Here is a 24,279-nt window from a genome sequence, read left to right as displayed (position 1 = left end):
GCGTGTCCGAACCACTTCCGCCCCCGCCGCCCTCGCCGCTGGAACTGCTCTACTTCCTGCGCCGCGTCCAGGTCCAGCAGCTCGCCACGACCGATCGGTGGATCAAAGAAGCCGAGAAGCGGCAGGCTGCCCTCGCCGCCCGCCGGCCTCCACCCCCGCCGCCGGACTGGGTGCTCAAACACAGCGGCAAGGACAAGACTCCGATGTACGTCCACGCCGGGCCGTGCAACACCCGTATGCGCACCCGCCAGGTCATCACCGCCCAGGAAGCCCGGCGTTTGATCACCGACGGCGTCCGCGCCTGCGTCCTGTGCCGCCCCGACACCGAACTCGGCATCATCGGCTAGCGGCCAGAATGCAGAGATGGTCGGTCAGGCTGCGTCCCAGTGATGTGCCCGGCCGCCCCGCCACTCCACCCAGCGCGGATCGTCCAGCACCTGCTCCGGATCCATGACACCAGCCGCTTCCAGGAAGACGACCAGGTCGTGATCGGAGTGGGCGAGACCGAGAATCTCATCCCGCCCGTGCCGGTGTACCGTCACCCGCCGGCCGCCACCCGCCGACAGCGGATGCACAACGATCGGCGCGCTGCTCATCCCTTCTATCCCCATGGTGCTCAGGCTCGCTTCCGGGGCCGGGCCGCCGTCTTCTTCGCCGACGCCTGCTTCTTTGCCGCGGTCTTCTTCGCTGCGGTCTTCTTGGCAGCCGCTGTCTTCTTCGCGGCACGCTTCTTCGGCATGTCATGCACGGTCGCGTGCTCACCGCCCTCGCTGGCCTCGCCGCGGGATTCCTTGGCGGCCTGCACCGAGGCGTTGAGCGCGGCCATGAGGTCGACGACTTCCCCGGCCGGCGGCGCCTTCTCACCGGCCGGTTGCGGCTGCTTGCCCGCAGCTTTCGCGGCAATGACTTCCTCGAGGGCCTCGCGGTAGTGATCGGTGTAGCCGGAGATGTCGTCCTGCCCCATGGACTCCATCAGCGTGATCGCACCCTCGACCTCGGAGTCGTCAATCTCGACGGGCTTCGGAACGAGACTCTCCGGTGAGCGGATCTCATCCGGCCACCGCATCGCATGCAGCACCAGCGCGTCGTCCTTCACCCGCAGCAGCCCGAGCCGCTCCCGGCCGTGCCACGCGAACTTCGCCACCGCCACCTTGCTGGAGCGCCCGAGCGCCTGGCGCAGCAGCTTGTAGGGCTTGGCGGACACCTGCCCGTCGGCGGACAGGTAGTAGCCGCTGGAGATCCGGATCGGGTCGATCGACTCGGACGGCACGAACGCGACGATCTCGATCGCCTTCGCCGTCGGCAACGGCATGTTCGCCAGGTCCTCGTCAGTGATCTCGATCAGCGTGTCCTTCGAGACCTCGTAGCCCTTGCCGATCTCGTCGTCCCGCAACTGCTTGCCGTCCAGCTCGCAGACCTTCCGGTAGCGGATCCGCCCCATGTCTTCGAGGTGGTACTGGTGGAAGCTGATGTTGTGGCTCTCGGTCGCCGCCAGCACCTTGATGGGGATGGTGACCAGGCCGAACGAGATCGCGCCGGACCAGACGGGGCGGGGCATGACGAACCTCCGTATACAGCCCCGAGACCGCCAGCGTACGACCGTCATTCCGTCGCGGCGCGCTGTCCTGCGCCAGATTCCCCAGGTCACGTACCGCGCGCCGCAGCCCGCAGCAACCCGCACCCACCGCGACACAGGTGCTGCGGGAGGCGCATGCTGGGAGGGAAGGGCTTGCCCTGGCCACTGGGCGGCAAGCCCGCCGGGTGTGGGCCAGTTCTGAGCGGTCCTGGCCCACACCCGGGACACATCCTTCAGTCACCAGCGTCGGTCATGTAGCACCGGGCGTTGCCCCCCTCGGTCACCCGTCAGTCAGCGCCCCGTGACCGATGCCCGCGCCGCTGATCAGTCACCGATCAGGCCGGGCTTGCCCAGGCTCCCCTTACGCTTGCCCCACCCAGCGCGGACGCGGCAACGAGCGCTCATGGGCGGCCTGACAGGAGATGCCGAGAGCAGCCCCGTTCTGGGCCCAGGTGTCACCAGCACTGCGGTACAACGGTGAGCGCCGCCCGAGGATGAAAGCCAGATCCTCGAGGGCCGTCAGGAGGTGCGCGAGGTGTTCTGTAGCGGGGCCAGCAGCGGCGGCCCGACAGTGCCGTAGGGGTGAGGTCTACCGACGCGGGGTGGAGCAGCTCGGTAGCTCGCTGGGCTCATAACCCAGAGGTCGCAGGTTCAAATCCTGTCCCCGCCACTGCCCAAAAGGGCCCGGATCCCTGGCGGATCCGGGCCCTTCTGTCATGCAGTCATGTTGTGGCGGAGTGCCGCCAGTCCCGAACCGTCGCCCCGCACGCCGCCGCCCGTGACGTCGACCTCGTGCGCGTACGCTTCCCGCGCGATCGCCTCGACCTGGTCGAGGGTGAGATCAGGCATACACATGACCCTACGCGCAGGTCGCCGGACGGCCCATTGTCGGCACCGAGTGGGAAACTCATTCCGGGAGTTACTCCCTCGAGGAGGTAGAACGCTTGGCCATCGAGTGGGACCGCATAGGTCAGCCGAAGTTCGACCGGATCATCGAGGCACTCATCCAGCGCCTCTACGACGCCACTGCCGAAGTGGTCCCGGTCAACGGCCGCGGCGGGGACCGCGGGAAAGACATCGAGGTCCGCCAGCGCGGTCGGCTGCGGATCTACCAGCTGAAGTACTACCCCGACGGGCTGACGGGCCGGGGCCGCAGAACATCAGTCAAGAAGTCATTCAATCGTGCCATGGCCCACGACCCGTACGAGTGGGTCCTGGTAGTGCCCTGACCGCTCCGGAGCTCGAATTCGTCCACAGACTCGCCGCGGGGCGCGACGTGAAAGTGCGCATCATGCACCGGGCTGACCTGGACGGCAGTTTCGCGGCACACCGGGACTTGGAGATCTCCTTCATCGACAGGGACGTGCTGGAGGACCGGGCGCGGGTCTTCCGGGCGGAGCAGGCCATTGTCATGGGCAGCCTCACGGACGTGACCGCCCGCGTCAGAGGGCTCGCGCAGACGATGGACGACCGCCTGGACCCTGACTGGACCATGGACTTCACCCGTCGGGGCAACACGGTGGTCCACACGCTGCGGGCCAAGCACCCCCGGGCGCACGAGATCAGTCCCATCACCATCAGGCTCACCGGCCGGGGCACTGCGATGAGCCCCGACCTCGCGGCCGCGGTCCGGCGCTCCATAGGGTTCGGCATCCGGGAAGAGGTCGTGCTGTCGCCTGAAATGGTGGAGCGGCTCACGGTGGACGGTCCGGCCTGGCTGGCACAGGACCTCACCGACGTCACTGTCAGCTGGCATCCCGTAGGTCCCGCGCTGCTCGGCGACGTCACCGCTGTCGAGGGCAGCGAGGGACAAAGCAGCCCTCCCCGTGCCCAGGTGCCAAGGGCTCGTATCGCAAGTGAGTGCCTCACGGCACCTGCCAGCGAACTAAGGAACGAGCGCGTCCGGTTCAGCCACCTGGACGCGGGTTACCCCGGCCGTCCGGTACTCCGCCAACTCAGCGCGCACATACCGGCCTTGGCCATGACGGCGCTCGTCGGACCGAATGGCAGCGGGAAGTCCACGCTGCTCGGCGTACTCGCCGGCGTGCTCGATGCCACATCCGGGCATCTCCAGTACGCAGAAGGCCGCCCACCGGCCTTCGTCCCGCAGCGCGGCGCCGTCGGGGACACACTCCCCCTCACAGCGCGGCAGACCGTGGAGTTGGGTCGCTGGGACGACGGGGGCTATGGCGGCGGCTGACCCGACAGGACCGGACCGTGGTCGACTCCGCCATGGAACGACTGGGCGTCGCCGGCCTCGGCGCCCGCCAGCTCGGCGAATTGTCCGGTGGGCAACGTCAGCGCGTCCTGATCGCCCAGGGCCTCGCCCAGGAGACCGACCTTCTGCTCCTGGACGAGCCGACCACCGGGCTCGACCCCGAAGCCAGGGAGCGAATCACGACCCTGCTGACGGATCTGGTCGCCGACGGCACGACCGTCGTCCAGGCGACGCACGACCCGGAGGCCGCCCGCTCGGCCGACGCCTGCCTGCTCCTCAGCGACGGACGGCTGGTCGGGCTGGGCACGCCCGAGCAGGCACTCAGTCCGACCGCCCTGTCCCGGATCTGGCAGCCGGCGTGAACGCCGGACCGACCGGTGTCGCCCGGCGCGCTTGCCCCACCACCGTGTGTGCCGTGGCACGTCGGCGGGATTCACGTGCCGCTGCTGGCGGTCGTAGGCGGCCCGTATCCATGCGGTGAGTTCACCCCGAAGAGGCGGGTGTTCCGCGCAATTAGTCGCTGGCGGACCGGGCGAACCAAGGCCGCGTGCGACCGCGACATCCGCATCGCCGGCGGCGCCGAGACGATCCAGGAGTACCTGGACAGAGTCCTGATCGACGAGTTCTCGATCACCCTCGCACCCATGCTGCTCGGCACCGGCATCCGCCTGTCCGACCGCGTGGACCCGGCCCGCCTCGGGCGCCTCGACCCCCTGTCGGCAAACGATCGTTTGACGACAGGCCGGAGGTGCTAGGTTGCGGCGCTCTGCATGCCGAGGGCGACGAGTACCACTGATGTGGTCCTGGCGGTCGTGCGCTTGAATCGGGGTTTCTGCAGGGTGCGTGAAGCGCGCCGGATGAGGAGGGTCCAGGCGGCGAGCCAGAGCGTGATCAGCAGCGCGTGGGCGGTGGCCAGTGTCAGGATCTGGCCACCGAAGGACTGGTGGGGTGCGATGAACTGGGGGACTAGGGTCAGGTAGATAGCGGCCGCTTTCGGGTTGAGGACGTTGGCGAGGAAGGCTTGGGTGTAGACGGAGTCAGCGCGCTTCGGTAGGCGTTGCCGGTGGAGGGTGGGTGTCGCGTTCGGTGTGGCGGAACGCCATGTCCATACGCCCAGGCCGATGAGGTAGACGGCACCGATGAGCTTGACGGCGGTGAAGGCCAGGCTGGAGCGCATGACCAGGGCTGACAGGCCCGCTATGGCGAGAGCGGCGTGGATGTACAGGCCGGTGATCGTGCCGAGGATGACGGGAAGGGCCTGACGGCGGCCGCTGTCGGTGACGTGTCGGACCAGCAGTGCCAGGCTGGCTCCGGGGGTGGCGATCAGAGGGAGGAGCGCCACCAGGAACCCGGCGACTGCGTAGGGATGGACCACGAGGCCTCCGGATCGTGCGAGCGGGGGATCAGAGCACGACGCGGTAGTGGGTGGTCAGGCGCCGGTCGTCGGACAGGACGTGGAACGCGAGCCCGGGTGGCTGGTCGCGGTCTGCGGCCTTGTCGCCCTCCCAGGGCATGCGCAGGGTCCAGGTGATGGCCGGTCCGACGATCAGTGGACGCGCGGCGAAGGTCGAGGCGGCCGCGGTGTGGGCGTGGCCCGTGAGGACGGCGGCGACCTGTGGGTGCGCGTCGAGCAAGTCGGCCAGTTGTCCGGGCTCTTCGAGCATGCCGGAGTCGGGCAGGGGGTGATGGAGTTCGACCGGCGGCTGGTGGAAGGCGATCAGTGCCGCGGTGTCCTGCGGCAGCGCGGCGAGGGTGGTGTCGATCCAGGCGAGCGTTTGGGCGTCGAGGCGTCCCTCGTCGCGGCCCGGGATGGTGGAGTCGCACATCAGGATGGTGGTGCCGGCGATGTGGTGGGCCTGATTGATGGGGCTGTGGTCGGGCGCCCTTCCGAGCAGGGCCTTGCGGTAGGCGGGTCGTACGTCGTGGTTGCCGGGGCAGGTGAGCACGGGGAAGGGGGCGGCCAGGATCCGAGCTGCTTCCTCGTACTCGGCCTCCTCGCCGTGATCGGCGATGTCCCCGGTGACCAAGAGCGCGTCAACCGGGTGGGGCAGGGCTCGCAAGTAGTCCATGACGCGGGTAGCTCGTCGGGTTGCCCTCTCGCTGCCGTCCAGGTGCAGGTCGCTGATCTGTGCAAGCAGCGTCATTTCGCAGTCTCCTTCGCCGGCGGGCCCAGCCGTCGTTCTATGCCAGGGCAGGTGTCCCCACCCACCCCACCTAACGGAAGATTTCGTTTTTCCGTTAGGATCATAAGGTGTGTGCAGGGATGTGATCAAGTGGTTGGCGACCGGGCACCGAGAGGGAAGGGCATGTCTTGTGGAGCGCTGGCTGGCATTGGAACTGGTGAGCACGATTCGTCACGACGGGGACGGCGGCGTCGCCGATGGCCTCGCTACGGTCCCGGGAACAGCGCACTGGATCCAAGAGCAGGGAGATCTGCTGGCCGGCCACATTCCGGTGGGGGAACTCGCCGTGGATGAAGACCTCAGGCTCGCGATCGTCGAGCTTCGGCAGGCAGTCCGCACCCTGTTCGCCCGAGTGGTCAGACCCGCTCCCCCGAGCCCGGCGGACGCTCATCGTCTGATGACTGTCGACCAGGCAACGGCCCACCTCAATGCGGCTGCCGCGCGGGAACTGGTCGCCCCTCAAATCGAATGGACCGTCGAAGGAGTTCCTACCGCCCGATTGCTGTCTGCGGAGAACGAGCCGTACGTTCGGCTGGTCGCGGCCCTGGCCCGAGCAGCCATCGACTTTCTCAGCGGCCCACAGCGCACGCAGTTGCGATCCTGTTCCGCGCCCCGCTGCGTGCGCTACTTCGTCAAGAGCCACGGACGGCAGGAGTGGTGCAAGCCGTCGTGCGGAAACCGTGCGCGCGCAGCACGCCACTACAGGCGTCAGCGCATGGCAACCGATGGCGGTTCCGCTCCGCCGTAACCGCCCCGAGGTCACCAGGGTGACCTCGGGGCTGTGCAGGCACCGGCCCGTCGGCACGGGGGGTGGTCATCGCCTCGCCGCTCGCTCCGGCTGCGCCCGGCACCAGGCGGCTCGGCCGAGGCCGGCGGCGCTCAGGGGCTCACCTCGGCGATACCCGTGGGAGGCTGCGGGTCGCGTCTGGGTTGATCCCGGACAAGCTCACCGAACCAGCCGGTGAAGGAAGCGATCTGGAGTTTGGGCACGCCCTCGTCCGCCGTGCGGGCCTTGTGCATGCACATTGGGCCGTGCAGCTCTACGCGTCCTGCCGTGCGGATGCGGGCGCAGGTGCGGCGGCCTGGGACTTGGGGGCGGCGGGTTCGGGCAGGGCGTGGAAGAGGAGCCAACTCAGGGCGGGCATGGCGATCAGTGGGGTGAGGGCTGTCGTCAGGGAGGTGGAATCGGCCAGGTGACCCAGCAGGGGGCTGACGAGGCCGCCGATGCTGACGGTGAGGCCGAGGGTGACGCCGCTGGCTGTGCCGATACGGGAAGGCAGGTAGTCCTGGCCGAGGGTGACCTGGAGGGAGAAGGGGACGTACAGGCCGGCGGAGGTGAGGGCCACGAAGAGGAACATGGCCGGTCCGGGTGCGTAGATCACTCCGGTGACGGCGGCGACGGAGAGCAGGTAGGACCAGCGGGAGACACGGACGCGGTCGTAGCGGTTGGCCAGGAACCCTCCCAGCACCGAGCCGACCGCGCCGCCCAGGAACAGCAGGAACAGGGCGATGGTGCCCGCGGTGGTGCTGTCTTGCATGCGCTGCTGGGCGTAGAGGGAAATGAAGGTGCTCAGGCCGGTGAAGACGATGGAGCGGAAGACGACCGCCAGGGACAGCTTCACGAACGAGGCCACGTCATCGGCGCCCCGCGGCGCCTCCGTCTTGGACGCGCCGCCCTCGGGCCGGGCGAGCATCCGGAGCACAGGCACACACAGGGCGGTGCCGGCGAGGGCGGGCAGGACCAGGACAGGCGTCCAGCGCAGGGAGCCGTGTCCGATCGCGGCCGACACCATGAGCGGGGCGAGCGCGAAGCCGATGTTGCCGCCCAGGGAGAACCAGCCCATCGCGCTATGACTGCCTTGGCTGGCGAGCCGGGCCACGCGGGCGGATTCCGGGTGGTAGGCGGCCACGCCGAGGCCGGAGACGGCGACGAAGAACAGGGTGAGTCCGTAGGAGCCGCTCAGACCGCTGAGCGCGATCCCCACCCCGCCCAGCAGGGTGCTGACAGGCAGCAGCCAAGGCATCGCCCACCGGTCGGTGAGTGCGCCGAACACCGGCTGGGCCACCGAGGACAGCATGGACGCGGCCAGCACAATGCCGGAGGCGATCGCGTAGGTGTAGTCCCGTTCGGCCACGAAGAACGGGATCAGCGCCGCGACGGCGCCCTGGTAGATGTCGACGCAGGCGTGTCCCACGGCCAGCAGGGAGATCGATGTATTCCTTCGCACCCCTCTCATGCTGGGAGAAGCACTCGGTGTCGCGCTTTCGCTAGATTGACAGATGATGCAGAAAATCCGCCACGAATCCGTTGCGCCGACCCGGACCCAGCGTCTGGAGTCCGGCGGCGAGATCGATGCGCACCGCCATGACGATCACCAGATCGTCTACGCCGGCCGGGGCACCATCGCGGTGACCACCGACGCCGGTTCCTGGATCGCCCCCGCCACCCGCGCGCTCTGGATCCCCGCAGGCACCGTTCACCAGCATCAGGCCCACGGCGAACTCGACCTCCACCTCGTCGGCCTGCCCACCACCGAGAACCCCCTCGGCCTCGACGAACCGGCCGTCCTTACCATCAGCCCCCTTCTGCGCGAACTCATCGTCGCCTACACCCACGCCCCCGACAACGACAGCCCACCCCACCTGCGCCTGCGCGCGGTCATGCTCGACCAGCTCGCCCTCTCCCCCGAACAGCCCCTGCACCTGCCGGTCCCCACCGACCCCCTGCTCCGCGAACTGCACGGCATCCTGCGCGCCGACGCGGCCGAAAACCGCTCCCTCGACGACCTCGGACGCCAGATCGGCGCCAGCGCCCGCACCCTCTCCCGCCGCCTCCGCGGCGACCTCGGCCTCACCTATCCCCAGTGGCGCACCCAGATCAGGCTCCACCACGCCCTGATCCTCCTGGCCGACGGCATCCCCGTCACCACGGTCGCCCACCGCTGCGGCTGGTCCTCCGCCAGCACCTTCATCGACGTCTTCCGCCGCACCTTCGGACACACCCCCGGCACCCGCCCCGTCACCTGACACACGCCCCGGCCTCCTAGTCCTGCACGCCTCCGTCATCGTCCTCGCCCAGCTCTGGCACGTCCGGGTCGCACAGCGGGCGCAGGGCGCCGGCGGCTGGGACGCTGGCGGTGAAGCTGTAGCGGCCGAGCAGGTTCAGGTTGCGGTGCTTGAGCGGAGAGAGCCGGGCACGAGCCGGTCTGGATCGCGTGCCGCCGCAGCCGACTTTTGGGCGGCACGCCGGGAACCGTCGGCGCGGGCGGTCCCGGCGGGCGGGGCGGTGAAGGCGGCGACTGACGCAGACCGCTGGGGAGGGAGGTGGCGTTCACCACCTCCTGGACGGCCAGTTCGATCCGCTCGCGGAACGCCGCGGCCAAAGTGATCAAAGTTCCGGTCGTCGGGGGTGTGGATGGTCCGGGTGACGGGCCGAGATCCGGTTTCGCCGGTGGTGGGGTCCGTGGCGGTGACGAGGTCGCCGTTCTTGACCTGCTCGATGGGACGGCTGATGCCGTCGGCCATGAGGACCTGAGTGCCGGCGGGAAGCTGGGCCCAGTGGCTCCGGTCAGGCAGGCGACGCCTCGGCCGCTTGACGAAGGAGATAGGGCCCCCGCTCCACCATCCCCCCCTTAGGGCTTCCCCGGCGTGGGCATGATTCAAGCTGTGGACATTGGCGACACACGGGGGCGGCTCATGTTCGACGGCGTCAGAATCAAGCGCAGACTGAGAGAAATCACCCAGGTCTGGTTCTGGGAAGACATGTTCGACGCGGTGTCCGACTACATACGGTCCCGCTCAGTGTGGGTGGTAGTGGGCAACGCGGCCACATTCCTCAGCGCCATCGCCGGGTTGGCGTACTACTGGTCGCGCCCGTTCTCGTTCACGGGCTATGCCGTCGTCCAACTCGCCTGCCTGGCCTGCCAGGCGGTCGCCCTGATCCCGGTCGTATGGCCGGGAGGGGCGGCGACGCATCGAGACGCCTGCGACTTTTCCGATCTCCACCAATCCCTGACGGTGGCTACCGTCTGCGGTTCGTGGGTCTTCGGCGCGTACCCGGCCGCGGCCCTGCTCGTCTTCTTCGACGTGGACGCGAACAGCCCGCCGTGGGCCGCCGTGTTCTTCTCAGCCACAGCCCTCACCATCGCCTGTGTAGCAAGCCTGATCACCGCGACGGCCGTCTCCGACAAGGTGAACCAACACCACGGCGAAGCATCCGGGCTGCCGAGCGTGTCCGACCGGGTGGACGAGGAAGACAGCGCCGTCACAGACACAGGCGGCTTCGACAGCGACTGAGACACCGCGCCGTGCGCCGCGGCAGGCTCGGCGCGGTCAGCGGGGCGCGCCGCGAGGCGACCGACGCCGTTGAGTCCCGAGGCTTCGGCGACTCCGACAGGGCCGGCCCTGTGATGGGCTCGCACGGGCAACTTCATCGAGGAATTCCCTGGCTTGCGGCCCCGCCGAATTACACCGCTGCCTCCGCCGCGCTGGACCTCTATCGGCATGGCCGGATCCTGGTGATGGTGCCGACGCTGGAGCTGCTGATGCAGACGGCCGAGTGGTGACGTCGGGGTCAGGCACACGGCGTCGATGTGGCGGTGTGCTCGATCGAGAGCGACGAGATCCTCGACGCTCTGGGGGTGCGGCCGACGAGGAACCCGATCCAGCTCGCCCTGTGGGCCGGGACCGGACCGGTCGTCGTGATTGCCACCTACGCCCTCCCTCGTCGGAGTCGCCCCAGCCTGACCGTCGCGTATCTTGACCGCGTGAACGAAGAGCCGGTGGTCATCAAACTGACGCACGATCAAGCGTTCGTGCTTTCTGACTGGCTCTACGAAGTGATGATGCAGTCCGACAAGCTCGATGCGATTATCCCGGATCGCGCCGTCTGGTCAGCGGTCTACGCGATCTCCGGCACCCTGGAGAAGTCGCTGGTTGAGATCTTCATGCCGGACTACGCCGGTCGCCTGGAGCAGGCGCGACAGCGTTTGCTCGACGCCATGGGCGACGAGGACGAGACAGCAGAGGCGAGCCGGGACGAGTCAAGCGTGCCGCCTGTCGATGACATCAGCGGCTGACACCAACGCGGCCAATCGTAGGCAAATCCCGTTGGACTCACGCGGCAGGTGGGCGCGGCAGGGGCCGCATTGACCATGGTGCGCGGCGCCCATGGACCGACGTGACACGGATGACGCCGACGACAGAACACGTGTCGTCCAGGCGCTCCAAGCCAGGGCCGGCACCCTTTCGACGCGCTACGGCTACTTTCGCTCCAGGCCGTAGGTAGTACGGGAGTCGGGGTCGCCGAAGAAGAAGTACAACATCAACTGCTTCTTGTCGTCGCGCTGCAACTCGAAGGTCCACCTGTAGGTCTCAGGTGCTGGCCCACGCTCTGACGACGGGTCGAGACGCTCAGCGGGATCCTGAGTGCGCGTGGCCGATGACATGCGCGAGGTGAGAGTCAGCTGGCCGCGGTCGACGACCGCGGACGTCAGAAGCTGCTCGGGGAAGGAACGGGGTGATGAGCTCGGCGGCGTCGGTGTGGATGGCGCGTCTGTGCCATGTCCAACTTGCGCCAAGATTCATGATGGCTGACGACGAGTCGAGGTAAGAGGATGCTCCGGTACCTGACTTTTCATAAAACGGAGAAGATTCAGATTGCCTTTTATATCCTCTCATAGAGCGAGGCTGGCGGCGCTCGGCGTCACAGTGCTCATGCTGCCCATCTCGGCCACGACATCTGCAGGTGCGCAGCCCACGCCGCCGGTCGGAAGCAAGGCGTCGACCAGTGTGTTCAGCCCGGCTGGCGAGGCAGCGGCGCAGTCCGGCCCCCGTACCGTCACCCTGATCACCGGTGACAAGGCTGTGGTCACCCCCGCCGCCGGAGGCGCCGGCACCGTGTCGGTGTCCGGCCCGCATGGTGAGCCGATCGCGGCGAAGACCGCCAGAGTCGGCGAAGACGTGTACGTGTATCCCGAGTCAGCCGCTCCGTATGTCTCCGCCGGGCTCCTCGACAAGGAGCTTTTCAACGTTACCCAGTTGGTGACCGACGGATACGACGACGCTCGGGTGGACCGGCTGCCGCTCATCGTCACCTACGCCAGCGCTGTTGCTGCCCGCAAGCAGGGCGCGCCGAAGGGATCGACGAGGATTCGCTCCCTTTCCAGCATCGACGGTGCCGCCATCGCCGAGGACCGCGACAAGGCGACCGAATTCTGGTCGGCGATCACCTCTGGCGTGAAGGTATCCGCGCTGCCCCCCGGTGGCAGCCGCCTCGTCTCCCCCGCACCCGAGCCCACCCTGGCCGGCGGTATCTCCAAGATCTGGCTGGACGGCAAGGTCGAGGCGACCCTCGCCGACTCGACCGCGCAGATCGGTGCACCCGAGGCATGGGCCGGCGGTAACACCGGCAAGGGCGTGGACGTCGCCGTGCTGGACAGCGGTATCGACGACGGTCACCCCGACCTGGTCGGCCAGGTCGCCGAGGCGACCAGCTTCGTACAGGACCCAGACCCCGGCGGCGGTGATGGTCCCCAGGGACAGGCGACCGCCGAAACGGATGCCGTGGATCGCCAAGGACACGGCACCCACGTGGCTTCCACCATTGCAAGTACCGGCGCGGCCTCCGGCGGCAAGGAGAAGGGTGTCGCCCCTGGCGTTCGGCTGCACGTGGGCAAGGTTCTCAACGACCAAGGCCAGGGATACCAATCGTGGATCCTGGCCGGCATGGAGTGGGCCGCCCGGGACGCGGGCGCCAAGGTCATCAGCATGAGTCTGGGTGGGGGCGCATCCGACGGGTCCGACCCGCTGAGCCAGGCCGTCAACCAGCTCAGCGCCGAGACCGGCGCGCTGTTCACCATCGCCGCGGGCAACTCGGGCCCGGAGGCGAAGACGGTCGCTACGCCCGGCGCCGCGGACGCGGCGCTGACCGTCGGTGCCGTGGACGGCGACGACAAGCTGGCCGGCTTCTCCAGCCGCGGCCCGCGCTGGGGTGACAGCGCGGTCAAGCCCGAGATCACCGCTCCCGGTGTCGGCATTCTCGCCGCCCTCTCGCGGCACGCCGGCGGAGGCGGTGACTATATGAAGATGAGCGGCACCTCGATGGCGACTCCGCATGTCGCTGGAGCTGCCGCGCTGCTGGCCGCCGAACACCCCGAGTGGACCGGGCAGCAGCTGAAGGACGCCCTGGTCAGCACCTCCAAGCCGACCCCGGACTACACCGTCTTCCAGGCAGGGGCCGGCCGGGTCGACGTCGCGGCGGCAACCAAGGCCGCGCTGTTCGCCACTGGCACAGTCTCTCTGGGCGAGCACGCCTGGCCCGCCGAGCCCGGCGCGAAAGTCAACAAGACGGTGACGTACACCAACACCGGCAATGCCCCGGTGGCATTGGACCTCGCGGTCTCGTCGTTGAAGGCCCCGGCCGGCCTGTTCACCCTGTCGCAGGACAAGGTCACCGTCCCGGCGCACGGCACCAGCACGGTGACCGTGACCGCGAACGTCGACAAGTCAGCCGCCGGAAAGGGTTACGACGCACGTATCGACGCCTCGGCGGCGGGCACCCGCCTCGCCCACACTGCCGTCGGCTTCGCCACCGCCAACCAGACCTTCAAGCTCACGGTCGTACCCAAGGACCGGGCGGGCGAGATCTACAAGAACGTCGGAACCCTGACCGGGGTCTCCGACCAGGAATCCCACCCCTACCTGAGCAATTGGAATATCGACTTCGAGGACTGGAACAACCCCGGCGTCTTCACCCTTGAACTGCCGTCCGGCACCTGGTCGCTGGCCTACTGGATGCAGGTCCAGGGCGCTCAGGGTCCGCAGTCCCGCGGACGCGCCCTGCTCACGGCGCCGCAGATCGAACTCGACCGTGACATGACCGTCGAGTTCGATGCCACCAAGGCTCGCCAGATCAAGCTGTTGACGCCCCGGGAGTCCGAGACGACCGCGCTCAGGGTCGACTACAAGCGGACCTTCTCCGGCGTGAGCGAACAGTACTGGTCCTTCCTCCCGTCGCGCACGGAGAACAGCATCTGGGCGGTGCCGACGCCGAAGGTGACCGATGGAACCTTCGAAGTCCGCACCCGTTGGCGCAATGAGCAGCCCGCGCTGAAGGTCTCCGCGGGTGGCGAGACCTACCGCGACCTGCTGGTGCGGCGCGGGACGAAGCCCCTGTCCAAGGGGTCGCACCGAATGGCAGCCGTGCACGTGGGACAGGGCGCCGAAGCGGACTATGAGGGGCGTGACGTCCGTGGCAAGGCCGTCGTGGTCGACCGCAACGACACGGTTCCGCTGTCCTCCCAGGCCGCGACCGCAGCTGCAGCCGGTGCCGGGCTGCTGCTCGTCGTCAACGACGGCCCCGGCCGCGTGGAGCCGCTGACCTTCGACAGTGTCGCGCCGCTGACCATCGCGACGCTGAACTACGAGGAAGGCCGCCGCCTGATCTCCCAGGTCGCCAAGGCCGGGAAGTCACTGCAGGTGTATTCCAACCCGACCACCGAGTACCTGTACGACGTGGTAGGGAAGTACCACAACAAGATCCCGACGGATCTCGCCTACCGCCCGCGTACCAGTGACCTCGCCCAGGTCGACATGTCCTTCCGCAACTACCGCCCAGCCCAGGCGACGGGCTTCCGCTACGACGTGTGGGCGGAAAACGACTGGTGGGCCGTCGGGTGGCCGGAGCTTCCGGGGCAGGGCCAAGGCAATCGCACCGACTACGTGTCCCCCGATGTGCAGTACCGGGAGAGCGCGACGGTCATCGGCGAGACCCGGGTCGTCGCCGCGGACAAGCACTACAGTGCGGGAAGCCGCACAGCGCAGAACTGGTTCTCCCCGGTCCAGCGGCCGCGCATCTCATACGGCAGCTCGATGCTCGGCCGCTTCAGCAACTTCATGACTGCGTGGGTCAGCGCCGGATGGGGCGACGCGGGCGCCGACCGCGAGGGATACACGAACCACCCGGGCGTCCGAGCGAGCACCTCGATCTACCAGGGCGACACCCTGCTCGAGCAGGCGCCCACCTATTGGGCCACTGCGGTGGGATTGAAGCCCCAGCGACTTCCGTACCGGATCGTCTCGGAACAGTCCCGGGGCGCCTGGGCAAGCCCCTACTCCACCAGCACCCGGACGGTCTGGGACTTCACCTCGGCGGCGGGTGCGCCGCACGACATGGAGCCCCTGCCGCTGGTCCAGCTGGACTACGACGTCGACACGGACCTCTCGGGCCAGGCGCACCGCGGTGCAAGGCTCACCGTCAAGCCTGCCATGCCGGGCCAGTGGCCGACCGCGTACACGGAGCTGTCCCCGGTCGCCTTCCAGAACGTGACCCTGCAGTTGTCCTACGACGACGGCGCCACTTGGCATCAAACGTCCTTGAAGCGGACCTCCGACGGCCGCGGCTGGCGGACGGAGCTGGACGCCCCAAAGGGCGCCAAGTTTGTCACCCTGAAGGCAGGCGCTCGTGACTCCGACGGCAATGCCGTGGAGCAAACCATCACCCGGGCCTTCGGCCTGAAGTAACGTCAGCGCACCTCCGCTGAGAGCGGAACGAAGTCGGGGTCGGGATCATGCCACGGTCCCGCCCCCGTTCGATGGGCCGGCACGACCGGCTGCCATGGTGTCGCTCCCGGGACTGGGCGACGATGATGGCGAGCGACCAGGTCACGGTGCCGACGCAGGACCGTGTCCGGCCGATGTCATAGACCTTTCATCCGCCAGTTTCGGGTCGCCGAGGGCACGTACCCCAGGTCGAACAGGTAGCCGACACCGCGTGATCCCAGCGGTTGTCGTCGGCATCGACGCCGGCCGTCGGGCGCTGAAGGGACGCGGAGTCAGGAGACGCGGCAGAGGCGGTGCCCCCCGAGCCGAGAACGACCGCGACCACCATGGAGGAGGCGACACCTGGTTCGCGTTGAACGCCGACGACTGGAAGGCCAAGCGGCCGCGGCGGGAACATCCGGTACGGCCGGCACGGTTACATCGATCGAGGGACGGTGCCGCACGGCCGGGGAACACGGAGACCGCGAGGTCGTCGGCCCCACCAGGTTCTGGCCCCAGGATCGCGGTCCGCCCGCCGCGGCACGATCCGGCGGCGGTCGCCTTGATGCGCCGTCGAGAACTCGAGATGAGCTGTGACGTCCTGAAGGTCAGCTATCTGGAGATGCTGGATTATGCCGACTCCGGGATGACAGGCTGGCCGAGCAACGACGCCCCCGGATCCTTCTGGCAGACCCCCGTGCAGGAAGGCGCGGCCCGACTCGCAAAACTCATGCAGCACTACCGACCTGCCAACCGCGTAGTAACACTCTCCGCATCCACCAACAGGCGTTTCACACGCGTCAGTCTCCCCTCGCGCAATGTTTGTCCACCGCTTTACCACCACTCGCCGTGAACGCGAGCCGACGCGAATCGGACCAGAGCAGTCACCCAAGTCCTTGGCGAAAATCGCTCAGCCTTCGGTCAGTCAGATCACTTGAACACGCCCCTGCCTTTCGTCACCCGCAGCGCCACATTTCGTCGGTTCCCCCAACGTGGGACCGTCCCCGCCCCTGAGGGGAGCAGACGGCATCGGTCTTCTTCTTCCGCTCGCTCAGAGACCGTCCCCGTGCGTGCGAGGACCAGACCACGATGGCGTACGTCTTCACGAAACTGCGGCGGAGCAACTCGGCCGCCCCACTGTCGACCGGCACGGGCTGACTGTCCCTTCGGGCCGTCGATCTGCCCGTGGTCGGCGGTACGGGCCTCGGGTCCGGGCTCACCCTTTCGTGGCGCTCGATGACAAGGAACGCGGGCTTCTTCCCGCCGATCGGCACATGAGCCGTGGGACAGCCTGGGAGCAGGCGGTCGTGCCGAGGTGTTCTCGTCGATGGCTGCGTGTGAGTACTGCCCCGTCGAACTCTCCACCGGCCGTACGCCGGGCCGTACCTGGACCGTGCGCCTGAGACGGGCATGCGAACCGACGGGTGCTGTCGACGTCCCCGTATCGGCGCTCACGGCCCGACTGGTGTGACGGGCACGCGGGTTCGGCTCAGGGGGAGACAGGAGTCGGGGACAGGGCGGTGCGCAGCGCGAAGGCGCCGAGCAGGCCGCCTGCCGTGAACCGCTGGGCGGTCATGGCGCGGGGCCGGGCGGTCAGAAACCCCGACACCCGTGCTGCGCCCAGCATGATCACAGCGTTCACGGAGATCCCCACGATGATCTGCACACCACCGAGTTGGAGCAGTTGTCCCCAGGCCGCGCCTGCCTGCGGGTCCAGGAACTGGGGCAGTAGGGCGGCATACATCAGAGCGATCTTGGGGTTGAGCAGGTTGGTCAGCAACCCCATCGAGAACAGGCGGGCGTCGGAGACCGGAGGGAAATCCTGGGCCGGGGCGAAGGGCGAGCGGCCGCCGGGCTTGAGCATGTCCCAGGCGAGGTAGGCCAGGTAGGCGGCGCCGGCGAGCTTGACCACCGTGAAGGCCAGCGGCACGGCGGCGAACAGCGCGGACAGGCCCGCGGCCGCGGCGAAGAGGTAGCACACGAATCCCACGGCGGTCCCGCTCAGGCTGACCAGGCCCGCCCTGCGGCCTTGGGTGATCGCGCGGGAGACGAGGTGGATCATGTTCGGTCCCGGGGTCAGGGCCATGCCCAGTTCGACCAGGGCCACTCCTACCACGGCGGTCAGAGTGATCACCGGTCAACCTCCTGGTCGTTCATCGGGCACCTGATACGGCATTGGGGTCGCCCAGTTGCGACGGACGGCTGCGACGCGCCAGCCGCGCCTGTCTCGCCGTGTGCAGAATACGGCCTTGCCGTTCGGTGTCTTCATGGGCCCTCGCCCGGTTCGTAGCCCGCTGACGACATCAACGACCGCCGACAACTCCGTCTCGTTTCAATCTACTTCAGCGACGTGCCGGAGAAGAGGTGCTGAGCCCGCGTCCGAAGCGACGCCGGGGTCTGGGTGCCGGCGACGCCGCCTGAGGCGGCCGAACAGAGCCGCAACGCCCAGGGCCAACTCCCGCCGGAGAGCGCGGCTGGCGAGCACCTGTGCTTTCCTGCGTGCCCGACGGAGCGGCCGGCCCGGATCGGGCACAACGGGGAGTCTCAGTGAGCGTCCCGAGAACGCGGAGGTCAGCGCCTGCCCTGCATCAGGCCGGGTACGCGTACGCGATCGTTCGAACCAGTGCTCCGGTACTCCGACGGCGCTTGACTCGGTCATTCAGGTCAGCCGTAAGGTCAGCACGTGCCATACGAGCGTGAAGACACGGGCTCTTCTGACTGGGCCTACAACTGGGCGGATGGCACAGGCCTGCTCGGGATGGACCAGCCGGAGGCAATAGACGCGGCTTTTGAGCGCCAGGAGGCTCTTGTCGGAGTGGCAGTGATCGGCCTTGCCCTCCATCACTCCGACCCCGGGGTCATCCTTCCCCGGATCGCCCGCGCCCTGCGCTCCGACTCGGAAGAGCTGCGCCGGCAGGGCACGATCGCGCTCGCGCACGTCGCACGTCTTCACCACACGGTCGATGCCGAGTGCCTGGCCCTTTTGCGGACCCGGCCCAGGGGGAACGAAGCCGACGACGACCTTTGGTCATTCGTCCCGCACCGGCGCTTGCCTCTCTGGCTCTGGTGCCATCACCTGCCGCAGCACGCGACATGGTTGCTCTGGCACCGCTGGCGGACGTGACAGACCCGTGATTGGCGGCCCCGCTGCACAGCAGCGGGGCCGCAACCGCAGTGACCGCAGTCGACCAACAACGCCTGTACAGAGCCGAACGGCCGGCGCTCAGCAGACCAACGCGACCGCCACGCCCATAGATTGCTTCGAGAGACGCCGTCGACGGGTGCCAGGTGACCAGCAGCGGCGCTCGAACGTAGGCACCCTCCAGCGGTGGGGCTCGTTGAGTCAGGCCGGAAGGAGTGGTGAGCGGCGTGGAGGACTGGGCGGAGATCCGCGGCTGCCTCGGGCCGAGGGGGATGCCAATGCGGGCGATCGCGAGGAAGCGGGGAATCGCGAGGAACCACCGTCCGCAGAGCGATCGCGGAATGAGGCCCCGCCGAAGTACCAGGGGGCTGCGACGGGTCGATCGTCGATGCGGTGGAGCCGCGGGACCGGTCTCACCACCCGCAGTCGATGTCGGCCGATCCGCCACGGACGACCGGATCGGTGCTCGTACCGCTGATCCGCAGATATCCGCTGCCCCGCCCCCAGTCCAACGCGTACGTGCCTGCCTCGACGGGTCGGTAGCCATCGTCCACCGTCCAGGACGCCGACTCGCCCAGGGCCAGGCCGATGCGCCCCACCGCGTACGCCTCGCCGTTGCCGATCACGAGAAAGGATGTCTCCCGCACCACGGCCGTGCAGCCCTCCGGCCCCGCAGGTCGCAGAACGTGGTACTCCGCGTTCGAGACCAGGTCGGCCATCGCACCCCATGCGATACCCAGCACCGCCGTGACGATCAGCAGCCTGCACGCCCGCCGTGCCGACGAGGCTCGCTTCCGCGGGAGGCTCGAAGCATCCGCCGGGCGGTCCACCCGGGTAAGGGCCCACCGCAGAGCGAGCGCCAAGACAAGGAGAACCGTGCTCACTCCCCAGCCGGGCACCACCCGCCCCTGCACGACCAGCAGGAGGCTGCTCCAGCTCGCCACTGCGGCCAGGGCCAGACTCCCGATCCCGGCTGCTGTGGAGACGGCGGGCGACAACATCACCCTGTGCTGCGTACGTGTTTCGATCACGGCGAGTACGACACTCTGAACACGCCGACCGTTGCCCTCAAAGGCCGAAACACTCCGAAAACCCCGGGCCCAATAGCGACCCGCAGATCCCAGGCTCTCGTAAGACCGGGGCAGGGCAGCCTCCCTCCTCCAGCACCTGGGCCTCGGCGGAGATCCTGGCGACCCGCGTTCTTACAGCTCGCAGCGCCGGCCGCGACCGTCTGAATGGCCGTCATGGGCACTGCTGGACCAACATCGCGTAGACAGATCAGCTCCCGGCCGCGGCACTCCCCCGCTGATGCACCGTCCGCCTCAGCACGTGAGACAGAGATCCACCACTGGCAGCAGAGTTCCGGCGGCATCCCGGCCTCCGATCGTGATCCGCTTCGCCGGACAACTGATGTGCCGGGCACGGCATCACGTACCGGCCCCGGCACGGGTGGCTCGCCGGCCGGACCGTGCGGGATGGCTGTCGCGGCCCGGAAGGCCGACAGCCACGAGGGCGCCGGCCAGCGCCAGGGCGGCAAGGGCCACGAGAGTGGGACCCATGGCCTCAACGAAGGTGACACCGGTCCGGCCGGCCCCGGCGGCCCCGGGCGTCGCGAGCCCCATCAGCATCGTCGTCGCCGCGACACCCAGCGCCGGACCGATGTTCATCGCGGTCTGCTGGAGCCCTCCGGACACCCCCGCCGTGTCCACGGACGCCTGATGCACGATCACGGCGGTCGCGGTGACCATCACCGGGGCGAATCCCGCGCCCATGACGAGAAAGCACAGACTGACCGGCGCGAAGCCGGAGGCTCCGTCGAGCCTGGACGCCAGCAGGATGCCGAGGGTGAGGAGCAGCATCCCCGCCGCGGTCGTCGTGCGGTGTCCCAACCGCCGCTGCAGTACGGCGGAGGCGGGGGCGCCCAGCACCATCATCACGGCCATGGGCAGCATGCGCAGGGCGCTCGCGAACGGGTCGAGACCGAGGACGTCCTGGAGCAGGTAGGTGCCGAGGAACAGGACCCCGAACAGTGATGCCGACGCCGACACCAGGACGGTCAGCGCCGAGGTGACGGGCACCGAGCGCAGCACGGCGGGCGGGATGAGCGGGCTCGCGGTGCGCCGCTCGTGCAGGACGAAGGCGCTGCCGGCCGTCACGGCGGCGGCGGCCACGAGACCCGACACCTGCGTCCAGCCGGTGTCCGGCAGTCCCACCAGGGCGTGGACCAGGCACCCGAGGGTCATGGCGAGAAGGCATGCGCCCGGCAGGTCGAGTCCCCGGCGCCCCTGGTCCGCACGCCGGGGCTCGGGTATCGGCATGCACAGGGCCAGTACACCCACGGCGATTGCAGGCACCACGCTGAGGAAGAAGACCGACCGCCAGCCCATGTGCGCGGCGAGCGCGCCACCGAGGACTGGGCCCGCCGCGACCGCGATACCGATGGCACTGGTGCGCAGCGCGATGGGCATCGCGAGCCGGCCGGGCGGGTAGGCGGCGCGCAGCATCCCGAGGGTGGCCGGCTGGAGCAGTGCTCCGAAGACTCCCTGGGCGATGCGCAGTCCGATCACCGTGCCGATGCTCTGCGCCAGGCCGATGGCCGCTGACGTGGTGGCGAACCCCAGTACGCCGGTGGCGAAGATCCGCTTGTGGCCGTAGCGGTCGCCCAGCCGTCCGGCGAACACGAGGAGGCTCGCCACCGCGATCAGATAGCCGGTGCTGGTCCATTGGACCTGGGTGATCGAGGCATGCAGTTCACGCTGCAGGACGGGCTGTACGACGGTGAGCACGGAGCCGTCCAGGGCGACGACCACGGCGCCGGTGATGCTGCCGGCGAGCGTGAGGCGCTGGCGGCGTACGGGGTTCATCGGGCCTGCGGGCCGAGGTGGGCGTCCATGACTGCGCGCAGCAGAGGTTCGACGTCGTCGACGCCCGCCGCGATCTGGAGGCTGCCCCACCCCCACAGTTGGGCAATGCCGTGCAGATTCGCCCACAACGCGGCCGCGACGACCGCGGGTTCTGCACCCGACCGGGACCGTGCCCGGGTGACCAGGTCGACCAGTGCGGCGAACAGCGGCAGACTCGTCTCGCGCAGGCCCAGCTCGTTGCTCTGCAACAGGTCATGACGGAACATCAGCTCGTACATGCCGCGGTCGGTACGCGCGAAGTCGAGGTAGACCCGCCCGAACACCATGAGCTGGGCCCGTGCGTCCGCGTCCGGCCGGCCGGCGGCGACGGCCTCTCTCGCCCGCGCCGCCAGATCCTCGAAGCCGTGGCGCGCGATCGCGGAGAGCAGGGCCAGATGCGTCGGAAAGTAACGGCGCGGCGCGCCGTGCGAGACACCCGCCCGACGGGCGATCTCCCGCAGGGACAGGGCCTGCAAGCCCTCCCTGGTCACGAGGCCGACGCCGACATCGACCAGGCGGGCACGCAGACTCACTTCCGGTTCACTCATAGACACTGTCTACACGACATGGGTAGACAGTGTCTACGCCGGGCGGCCTGTGCCGGGCGGCAGGTCCACGGCGGCACCGCTGAGCGTTCTTCCTGTCCGAGTGCGCGGACAGGAAGAACAGGCTCATCCACCCCGCTCTGCTGATCACTCGACAGGGGCGAGCGGTCGTCAGACTCGCGGAGGGTCAGCCCCTTTGAGGCCGAACCGGGTGCCCTCGATCGCGTGGATCCACGTCGTCCCGGAGAAGGGGACCGGCGCATGCCCGGCCCGGGTCCGGTCCGGCGGGGCGGATCGTCCCGGCTGCGCCATCGCTATCGCCGGGCGTACTGCCACAGCACTCCATCACTGCTCTGGAAGTGGAAGCCGTACCGCTCCAGCAGCTGGTCAGCCGTCTTCATGGGAAAGAGCCGGAACCGGAGGCGCTGATGAGCGAGCACCGTCTCCTGGCGGCTGATGTAGTAGTCCTTGGTGTACCGGCCCTCCGAGTCGACATCGACGTGCTGCGTGTAGACCAGGCCTCCCGGCAGGGGCCGTTCGTGAGGCCGGTGCGGCCCCTGGACACAGAGCAGCAGCGAGCCACCGGGACGGACGGCGGCGGCGAGGTTCGCCAGAGCGGCCGCGTTGTCCTCCTCCTCCATGAGGTGACTGCTCAGCCAGGACTCTTCCCCATCCTGGACGATGTACCAGACACCACCGACCGAGTACGCGACGTCGAAGGCCGACGGAAAGGACATGTCCAGCACGTCTTCGCGCAGCAGCCGCGCACGGCCGCCCAGCCTGCCGCGGGCCTGGACCAGCATGCTGTCCGTGTGATCAATGCCGGTGAGCCGCAGATCCGCCGGCCCCAGGGCCAGCAGCCGGTCACAGACCAGCCCGGTGCCCACGCCCAGCTCTAGCAGGCCCCTCCCCGTACCGATACGGTCCAACAACGCCTGCGCATAGGCGTCGTAGTCGTAATAGCCCGAGGTCATCACCAGGTCGTAGAAGCGCGACAGGTCAGCATAGGAGTCAGGCATCCGCCGGACGGTAGCGGCGCGCATCGCACAGCGACAAGAGCGCCGTTTCGGACCGCGCACCCGCCCGTCACCCTCACAAGCCCGTACGGCAACCGCCCGTGCGGCGCGCCGGCGCCTGCCCGCACTCCCCCTGCCCGGCCGGGATGCCGGTCAGCACCGCCTGTTGTCAGACCTGGGTGGGAGAGTCGGGCCACGGCTCAGAACCAGAAGGCCATGGAGGCTGTCATGAATGTATCGCTGCGAGAGGTGCAGGACGGCGACCTCAGCGCCTTCTACGCACACTCGAACGATCCGCACGGAATCCGGATGGCGGCGTTCACCCCTGACGACCCGTCGGACCGCGCACGCTTCGACGCCCACTGGGCCCGGATACGCCAGGACCCGGCCATCGTTGTCCGCACCATCACGGAGAGAAGCAGCGAAACAGTCGGACACGTGTCCGTGTTCGGCCCACCCGGGAAACGCGAAGTCACCTACTGGATCGGGCAGAAGCACTGGGGCCGAGGCGTGGCCACCGATGCGCTGCGGCAACTCCTCGAGGCCGTACCGGAGCGACCGCTCCATGCACGTGCCGCCACGGACAACCTCGCGTCGATCCGCGTACTGGAAAAGTGCGGATTCGTCGTGACCGGCCACGAACGCGGATACGCCAACGCACGCGGCAAGGAAATTGATGAAGTCGTCCTCACCCTCCCCCACTGACCCACACCGAGGCCGCCGACGCACGTGAACCCCGCTCGCTGCCAGCTCCGACAGCCGGCGCACGCCGGCGCAGACGGCGACCTGCTCACGCTCAGGACCGGGCTTTGCTTACGGGCCAGTGGCTTGCGGGGCAAAGGAGCGCGTTCCCGTGAGGCAGCAGCTCGCCTCGGACTCCTGCGGCGGTCGCGGACAACCAGGCGCCGCCCAGGCCGGCCGAACAGCGACTACAGGCGGCAGACCCGCACCGGCTCGGGCCGCCCGATACGAACCGCGTCGCCAACAGGCGCGGCACACCATCGCCATCGAGCAGCCCGGCGCAGAGCAGCGGGTGGCGTTCGTCGAGGAACCACAGGCACGGCGCAGGCCGCCCGCGCGCCGGCCACCAGCCACCAGCCACCAGCCACCAGCCACCAGGACGGTGAACTACCGACACACGGAATGGTCATCGACC

22 protein-coding genes, 1 tRNA gene and 2 pseudogenes are annotated in these 24,279 nt (G+C 68.6%); 14 read left to right on the top strand and 11 right to left on the bottom strand.

Annotated elements, in window-relative coordinates; all coding sequences use genetic code 11:
* The first annotated feature begins 2 nt into the window (after positions 1–2).
* On the top strand, positions 3–347 hold the full coding sequence (locus tag ACQPWZ_RS35770) for a DUF6233 domain-containing protein (protein ID WP_433573610.1): 345 nt from the start codon (positions 3–5) through the stop codon (positions 345–347).
* Positions 348–371: 24 nt separating this feature from the next.
* Here the strand turns inward: ACQPWZ_RS35770 and ACQPWZ_RS35765 are convergent, their stop codons facing one another.
* The gene (locus ACQPWZ_RS35765) at positions 372–596 is read right to left on the bottom strand and encodes a hypothetical protein (protein ID WP_433573609.1); all 225 of its coding nucleotides are present in this window, start codon (positions 594–596) and stop codon (positions 372–374) included.
* 20 nt (positions 597–616) lie between these two features.
* Positions 617–1,558: a Ku protein gene (locus ACQPWZ_RS35760; RefSeq protein ID WP_433573608.1), complete on the bottom strand. Its 942-nt coding sequence runs from the start codon at positions 1,556–1,558 to the stop codon at positions 617–619.
* A 614-nt stretch (positions 1,559–2,172) separates the two neighbouring features.
* Here ACQPWZ_RS35760 and ACQPWZ_RS35755 point away from each other — a divergent pair.
* A tRNA-Met gene (locus tag ACQPWZ_RS35755) sits at positions 2,173–2,246 on the top strand.
* Positions 2,247–2,290: 44 nt separating this feature from the next.
* Here ACQPWZ_RS35755 and ACQPWZ_RS35750 read toward each other — a convergent pair.
* Entirely contained in the window at positions 2,291–2,425 is a 135-nt protein-coding gene (locus ACQPWZ_RS35750) for a hypothetical protein (protein WP_433573607.1), read from the bottom strand.
* A 95-nt stretch (positions 2,426–2,520) separates the two neighbouring features.
* Here ACQPWZ_RS35750 and ACQPWZ_RS35745 point away from each other — a divergent pair, with 95 nt between their 5' ends.
* The 3 genes and pseudogenes from ACQPWZ_RS35745 (at position 2,521) to ACQPWZ_RS35735 (ending at position 4,549) form a co-directional block, all read left to right on the top strand.
* Positions 2,521–2,805 carry a hypothetical protein gene (locus ACQPWZ_RS35745; RefSeq protein ID WP_433573606.1) on the top strand — a complete coding sequence of 95 codons (285 nt, stop codon included), beginning with the start codon at positions 2,521–2,523 and terminating at the stop codon, positions 2,803–2,805.
* 752 nt (positions 2,806–3,557) lie between these two features.
* Positions 3,558–4,156, top strand: a pseudogene (gene aztA / locus ACQPWZ_RS35740) (zinc ABC transporter ATP-binding protein AztA).
* Between the two features lie 75 nt (positions 4,157–4,231).
* Positions 4,232–4,549: a dihydrofolate reductase family protein gene (locus tag ACQPWZ_RS35735; protein ID WP_433573605.1), complete on the top strand. Its 318-nt coding sequence runs from the start codon at positions 4,232–4,234 to the stop codon at positions 4,547–4,549.
* Here ACQPWZ_RS35735 and ACQPWZ_RS35730 read toward each other — a convergent pair.
* Together ACQPWZ_RS35730 and ACQPWZ_RS35725 are read right to left on the bottom strand one after the other, a co-directional pair.
* A complete protein-coding gene (locus ACQPWZ_RS35730; protein WP_433573604.1) occupies positions 4,546–5,169 on the bottom strand; it encodes a LysE family translocator in 624 nt (207 codons plus the stop codon). The genes ACQPWZ_RS35735 and ACQPWZ_RS35730 overlap by 4 nt on opposite strands.
* A gap of 28 nt (positions 5,170–5,197) precedes the next feature.
* Positions 5,198–5,938 (bottom strand): metallophosphoesterase, encoded by a 741-nt coding sequence (locus ACQPWZ_RS35725; RefSeq protein WP_433573603.1) that lies wholly within the window; start codon positions 5,936–5,938, stop codon positions 5,198–5,200.
* 169 nt (positions 5,939–6,107) lie between these two features.
* Between ACQPWZ_RS35725 and ACQPWZ_RS35720 the strand changes: the two genes are divergently transcribed.
* Positions 6,108–6,725, top strand: coding sequence for an ABATE domain-containing protein (locus ACQPWZ_RS35720; protein WP_433573602.1), 618 nt, complete (start codon positions 6,108–6,110; stop codon positions 6,723–6,725).
* A gap of 292 nt (positions 6,726–7,017) precedes the next feature.
* On the opposite strand, the gene ACQPWZ_RS35715 is transcribed toward ACQPWZ_RS35720, so the two are convergent.
* Positions 7,018–8,205, bottom strand: coding sequence for an MFS transporter (locus ACQPWZ_RS35715; RefSeq protein WP_433573601.1), 1,188 nt, complete (start codon positions 8,203–8,205; stop codon positions 7,018–7,020).
* 55 nt (positions 8,206–8,260) lie between these two features.
* Between ACQPWZ_RS35715 and ACQPWZ_RS35710 the strand changes: the two genes are divergently transcribed.
* The 6 genes and pseudogenes from ACQPWZ_RS35710 to ACQPWZ_RS35685 all read left to right on the top strand — a co-directional run.
* On the top strand, positions 8,261–9,004 hold the full coding sequence (locus tag ACQPWZ_RS35710; protein WP_433573931.1) for an AraC family transcriptional regulator: 744 nt from the start codon (positions 8,261–8,263) through the stop codon (positions 9,002–9,004).
* Positions 9,005–9,643: 639 nt separating this feature from the next.
* Entirely contained in the window at positions 9,644–10,273 is a 630-nt protein-coding gene (locus ACQPWZ_RS35705; protein ID WP_433573600.1) for a hypothetical protein, read from the top strand.
* Between the two features lie 11 nt (positions 10,274–10,284).
* Entirely contained in the window at positions 10,285–10,542 is a 258-nt protein-coding gene (locus ACQPWZ_RS35700) for a hypothetical protein (RefSeq protein WP_433573599.1), read from the top strand.
* Between the two features lie 33 nt (positions 10,543–10,575).
* On the top strand, positions 10,576–11,055 hold the full coding sequence (locus ACQPWZ_RS35695; RefSeq protein WP_433573598.1) for a hypothetical protein: 480 nt from the start codon (positions 10,576–10,578) through the stop codon (positions 11,053–11,055).
* A 712-nt stretch (positions 11,056–11,767) separates the two neighbouring features.
* Positions 11,768–15,499, top strand: coding sequence for a S8 family peptidase (locus ACQPWZ_RS35690; protein ID WP_433573597.1), 3,732 nt, complete (start codon positions 11,768–11,770; stop codon positions 15,497–15,499).
* Positions 15,500–16,052: 553 nt separating this feature from the next.
* A pseudogene (locus ACQPWZ_RS35685) lies at positions 16,053–16,265 on the top strand (PIG-L family deacetylase); the annotation flags it as partial.
* Positions 16,266–17,006: 741 nt separating this feature from the next.
* Here the strand turns inward: ACQPWZ_RS35685 and ACQPWZ_RS35680 are convergent.
* On the bottom strand, positions 17,007–17,651 hold the full coding sequence (locus ACQPWZ_RS35680) for a LysE family translocator (RefSeq protein ID WP_433573596.1): 645 nt from the start codon (positions 17,649–17,651) through the stop codon (positions 17,007–17,009).
* 549 nt (positions 17,652–18,200) lie between these two features.
* On the opposite strand from ACQPWZ_RS35680, the gene ACQPWZ_RS35675 reads away from it, so the two are divergent.
* Entirely contained in the window at positions 18,201–18,641 is a 441-nt protein-coding gene (locus ACQPWZ_RS35675) for a hypothetical protein (RefSeq protein ID WP_340477630.1), read from the top strand.
* 431 nt (positions 18,642–19,072) lie between these two features.
* Here the strand turns inward: ACQPWZ_RS35675 and ACQPWZ_RS35670 are convergent, their stop codons facing one another.
* The 4 genes from ACQPWZ_RS35670 to ACQPWZ_RS35655 form a co-directional block, all read right to left on the bottom strand.
* A complete protein-coding gene (locus tag ACQPWZ_RS35670) occupies positions 19,073–19,663 on the bottom strand; it encodes a hypothetical protein (protein WP_433573595.1) in 591 nt (196 codons plus the stop codon).
* Positions 19,664–20,086: 423 nt separating this feature from the next.
* A complete protein-coding gene (locus ACQPWZ_RS35665) occupies positions 20,087–21,523 on the bottom strand; it encodes an MFS transporter (protein ID WP_433573594.1) in 1,437 nt (478 codons plus the stop codon).
* Positions 21,520–22,110, bottom strand: coding sequence for a TetR/AcrR family transcriptional regulator (locus ACQPWZ_RS35660; protein WP_433573593.1), 591 nt, complete (start codon positions 22,108–22,110; stop codon positions 21,520–21,522). Before ACQPWZ_RS35660 ends, ACQPWZ_RS35665 begins: the two co-directional genes overlap by 4 nt.
* A gap of 311 nt (positions 22,111–22,421) precedes the next feature.
* Positions 22,422–23,126 carry a class I SAM-dependent methyltransferase gene (locus ACQPWZ_RS35655; RefSeq protein ID WP_433573592.1) on the bottom strand — a complete coding sequence of 235 codons (705 nt, stop codon included), beginning with the start codon at positions 23,124–23,126 and terminating at the stop codon, positions 22,422–22,424.
* Positions 23,127–23,351: 225 nt separating this feature from the next.
* Here ACQPWZ_RS35655 and ACQPWZ_RS35650 point away from each other — a divergent pair, with 225 nt between their 5' ends.
* Complete coding sequence (locus ACQPWZ_RS35650) at positions 23,352–23,828, top strand: GNAT family N-acetyltransferase (protein WP_433573591.1); 477 nt, start codon at positions 23,352–23,354, stop codon at positions 23,826–23,828.
* Positions 23,829–24,279 lie beyond the last annotated feature (451 nt).

Source organism: Streptomyces sp. CA-251247 (genome assembly GCF_050952975.1).
Lineage (GTDB): Bacteria > Actinomycetota > Actinomycetes > Streptomycetales > Streptomycetaceae > Streptomyces > Streptomyces achmelvichensis.
This window is presented reverse-complemented; position numbering and strand designations above follow the sequence as displayed.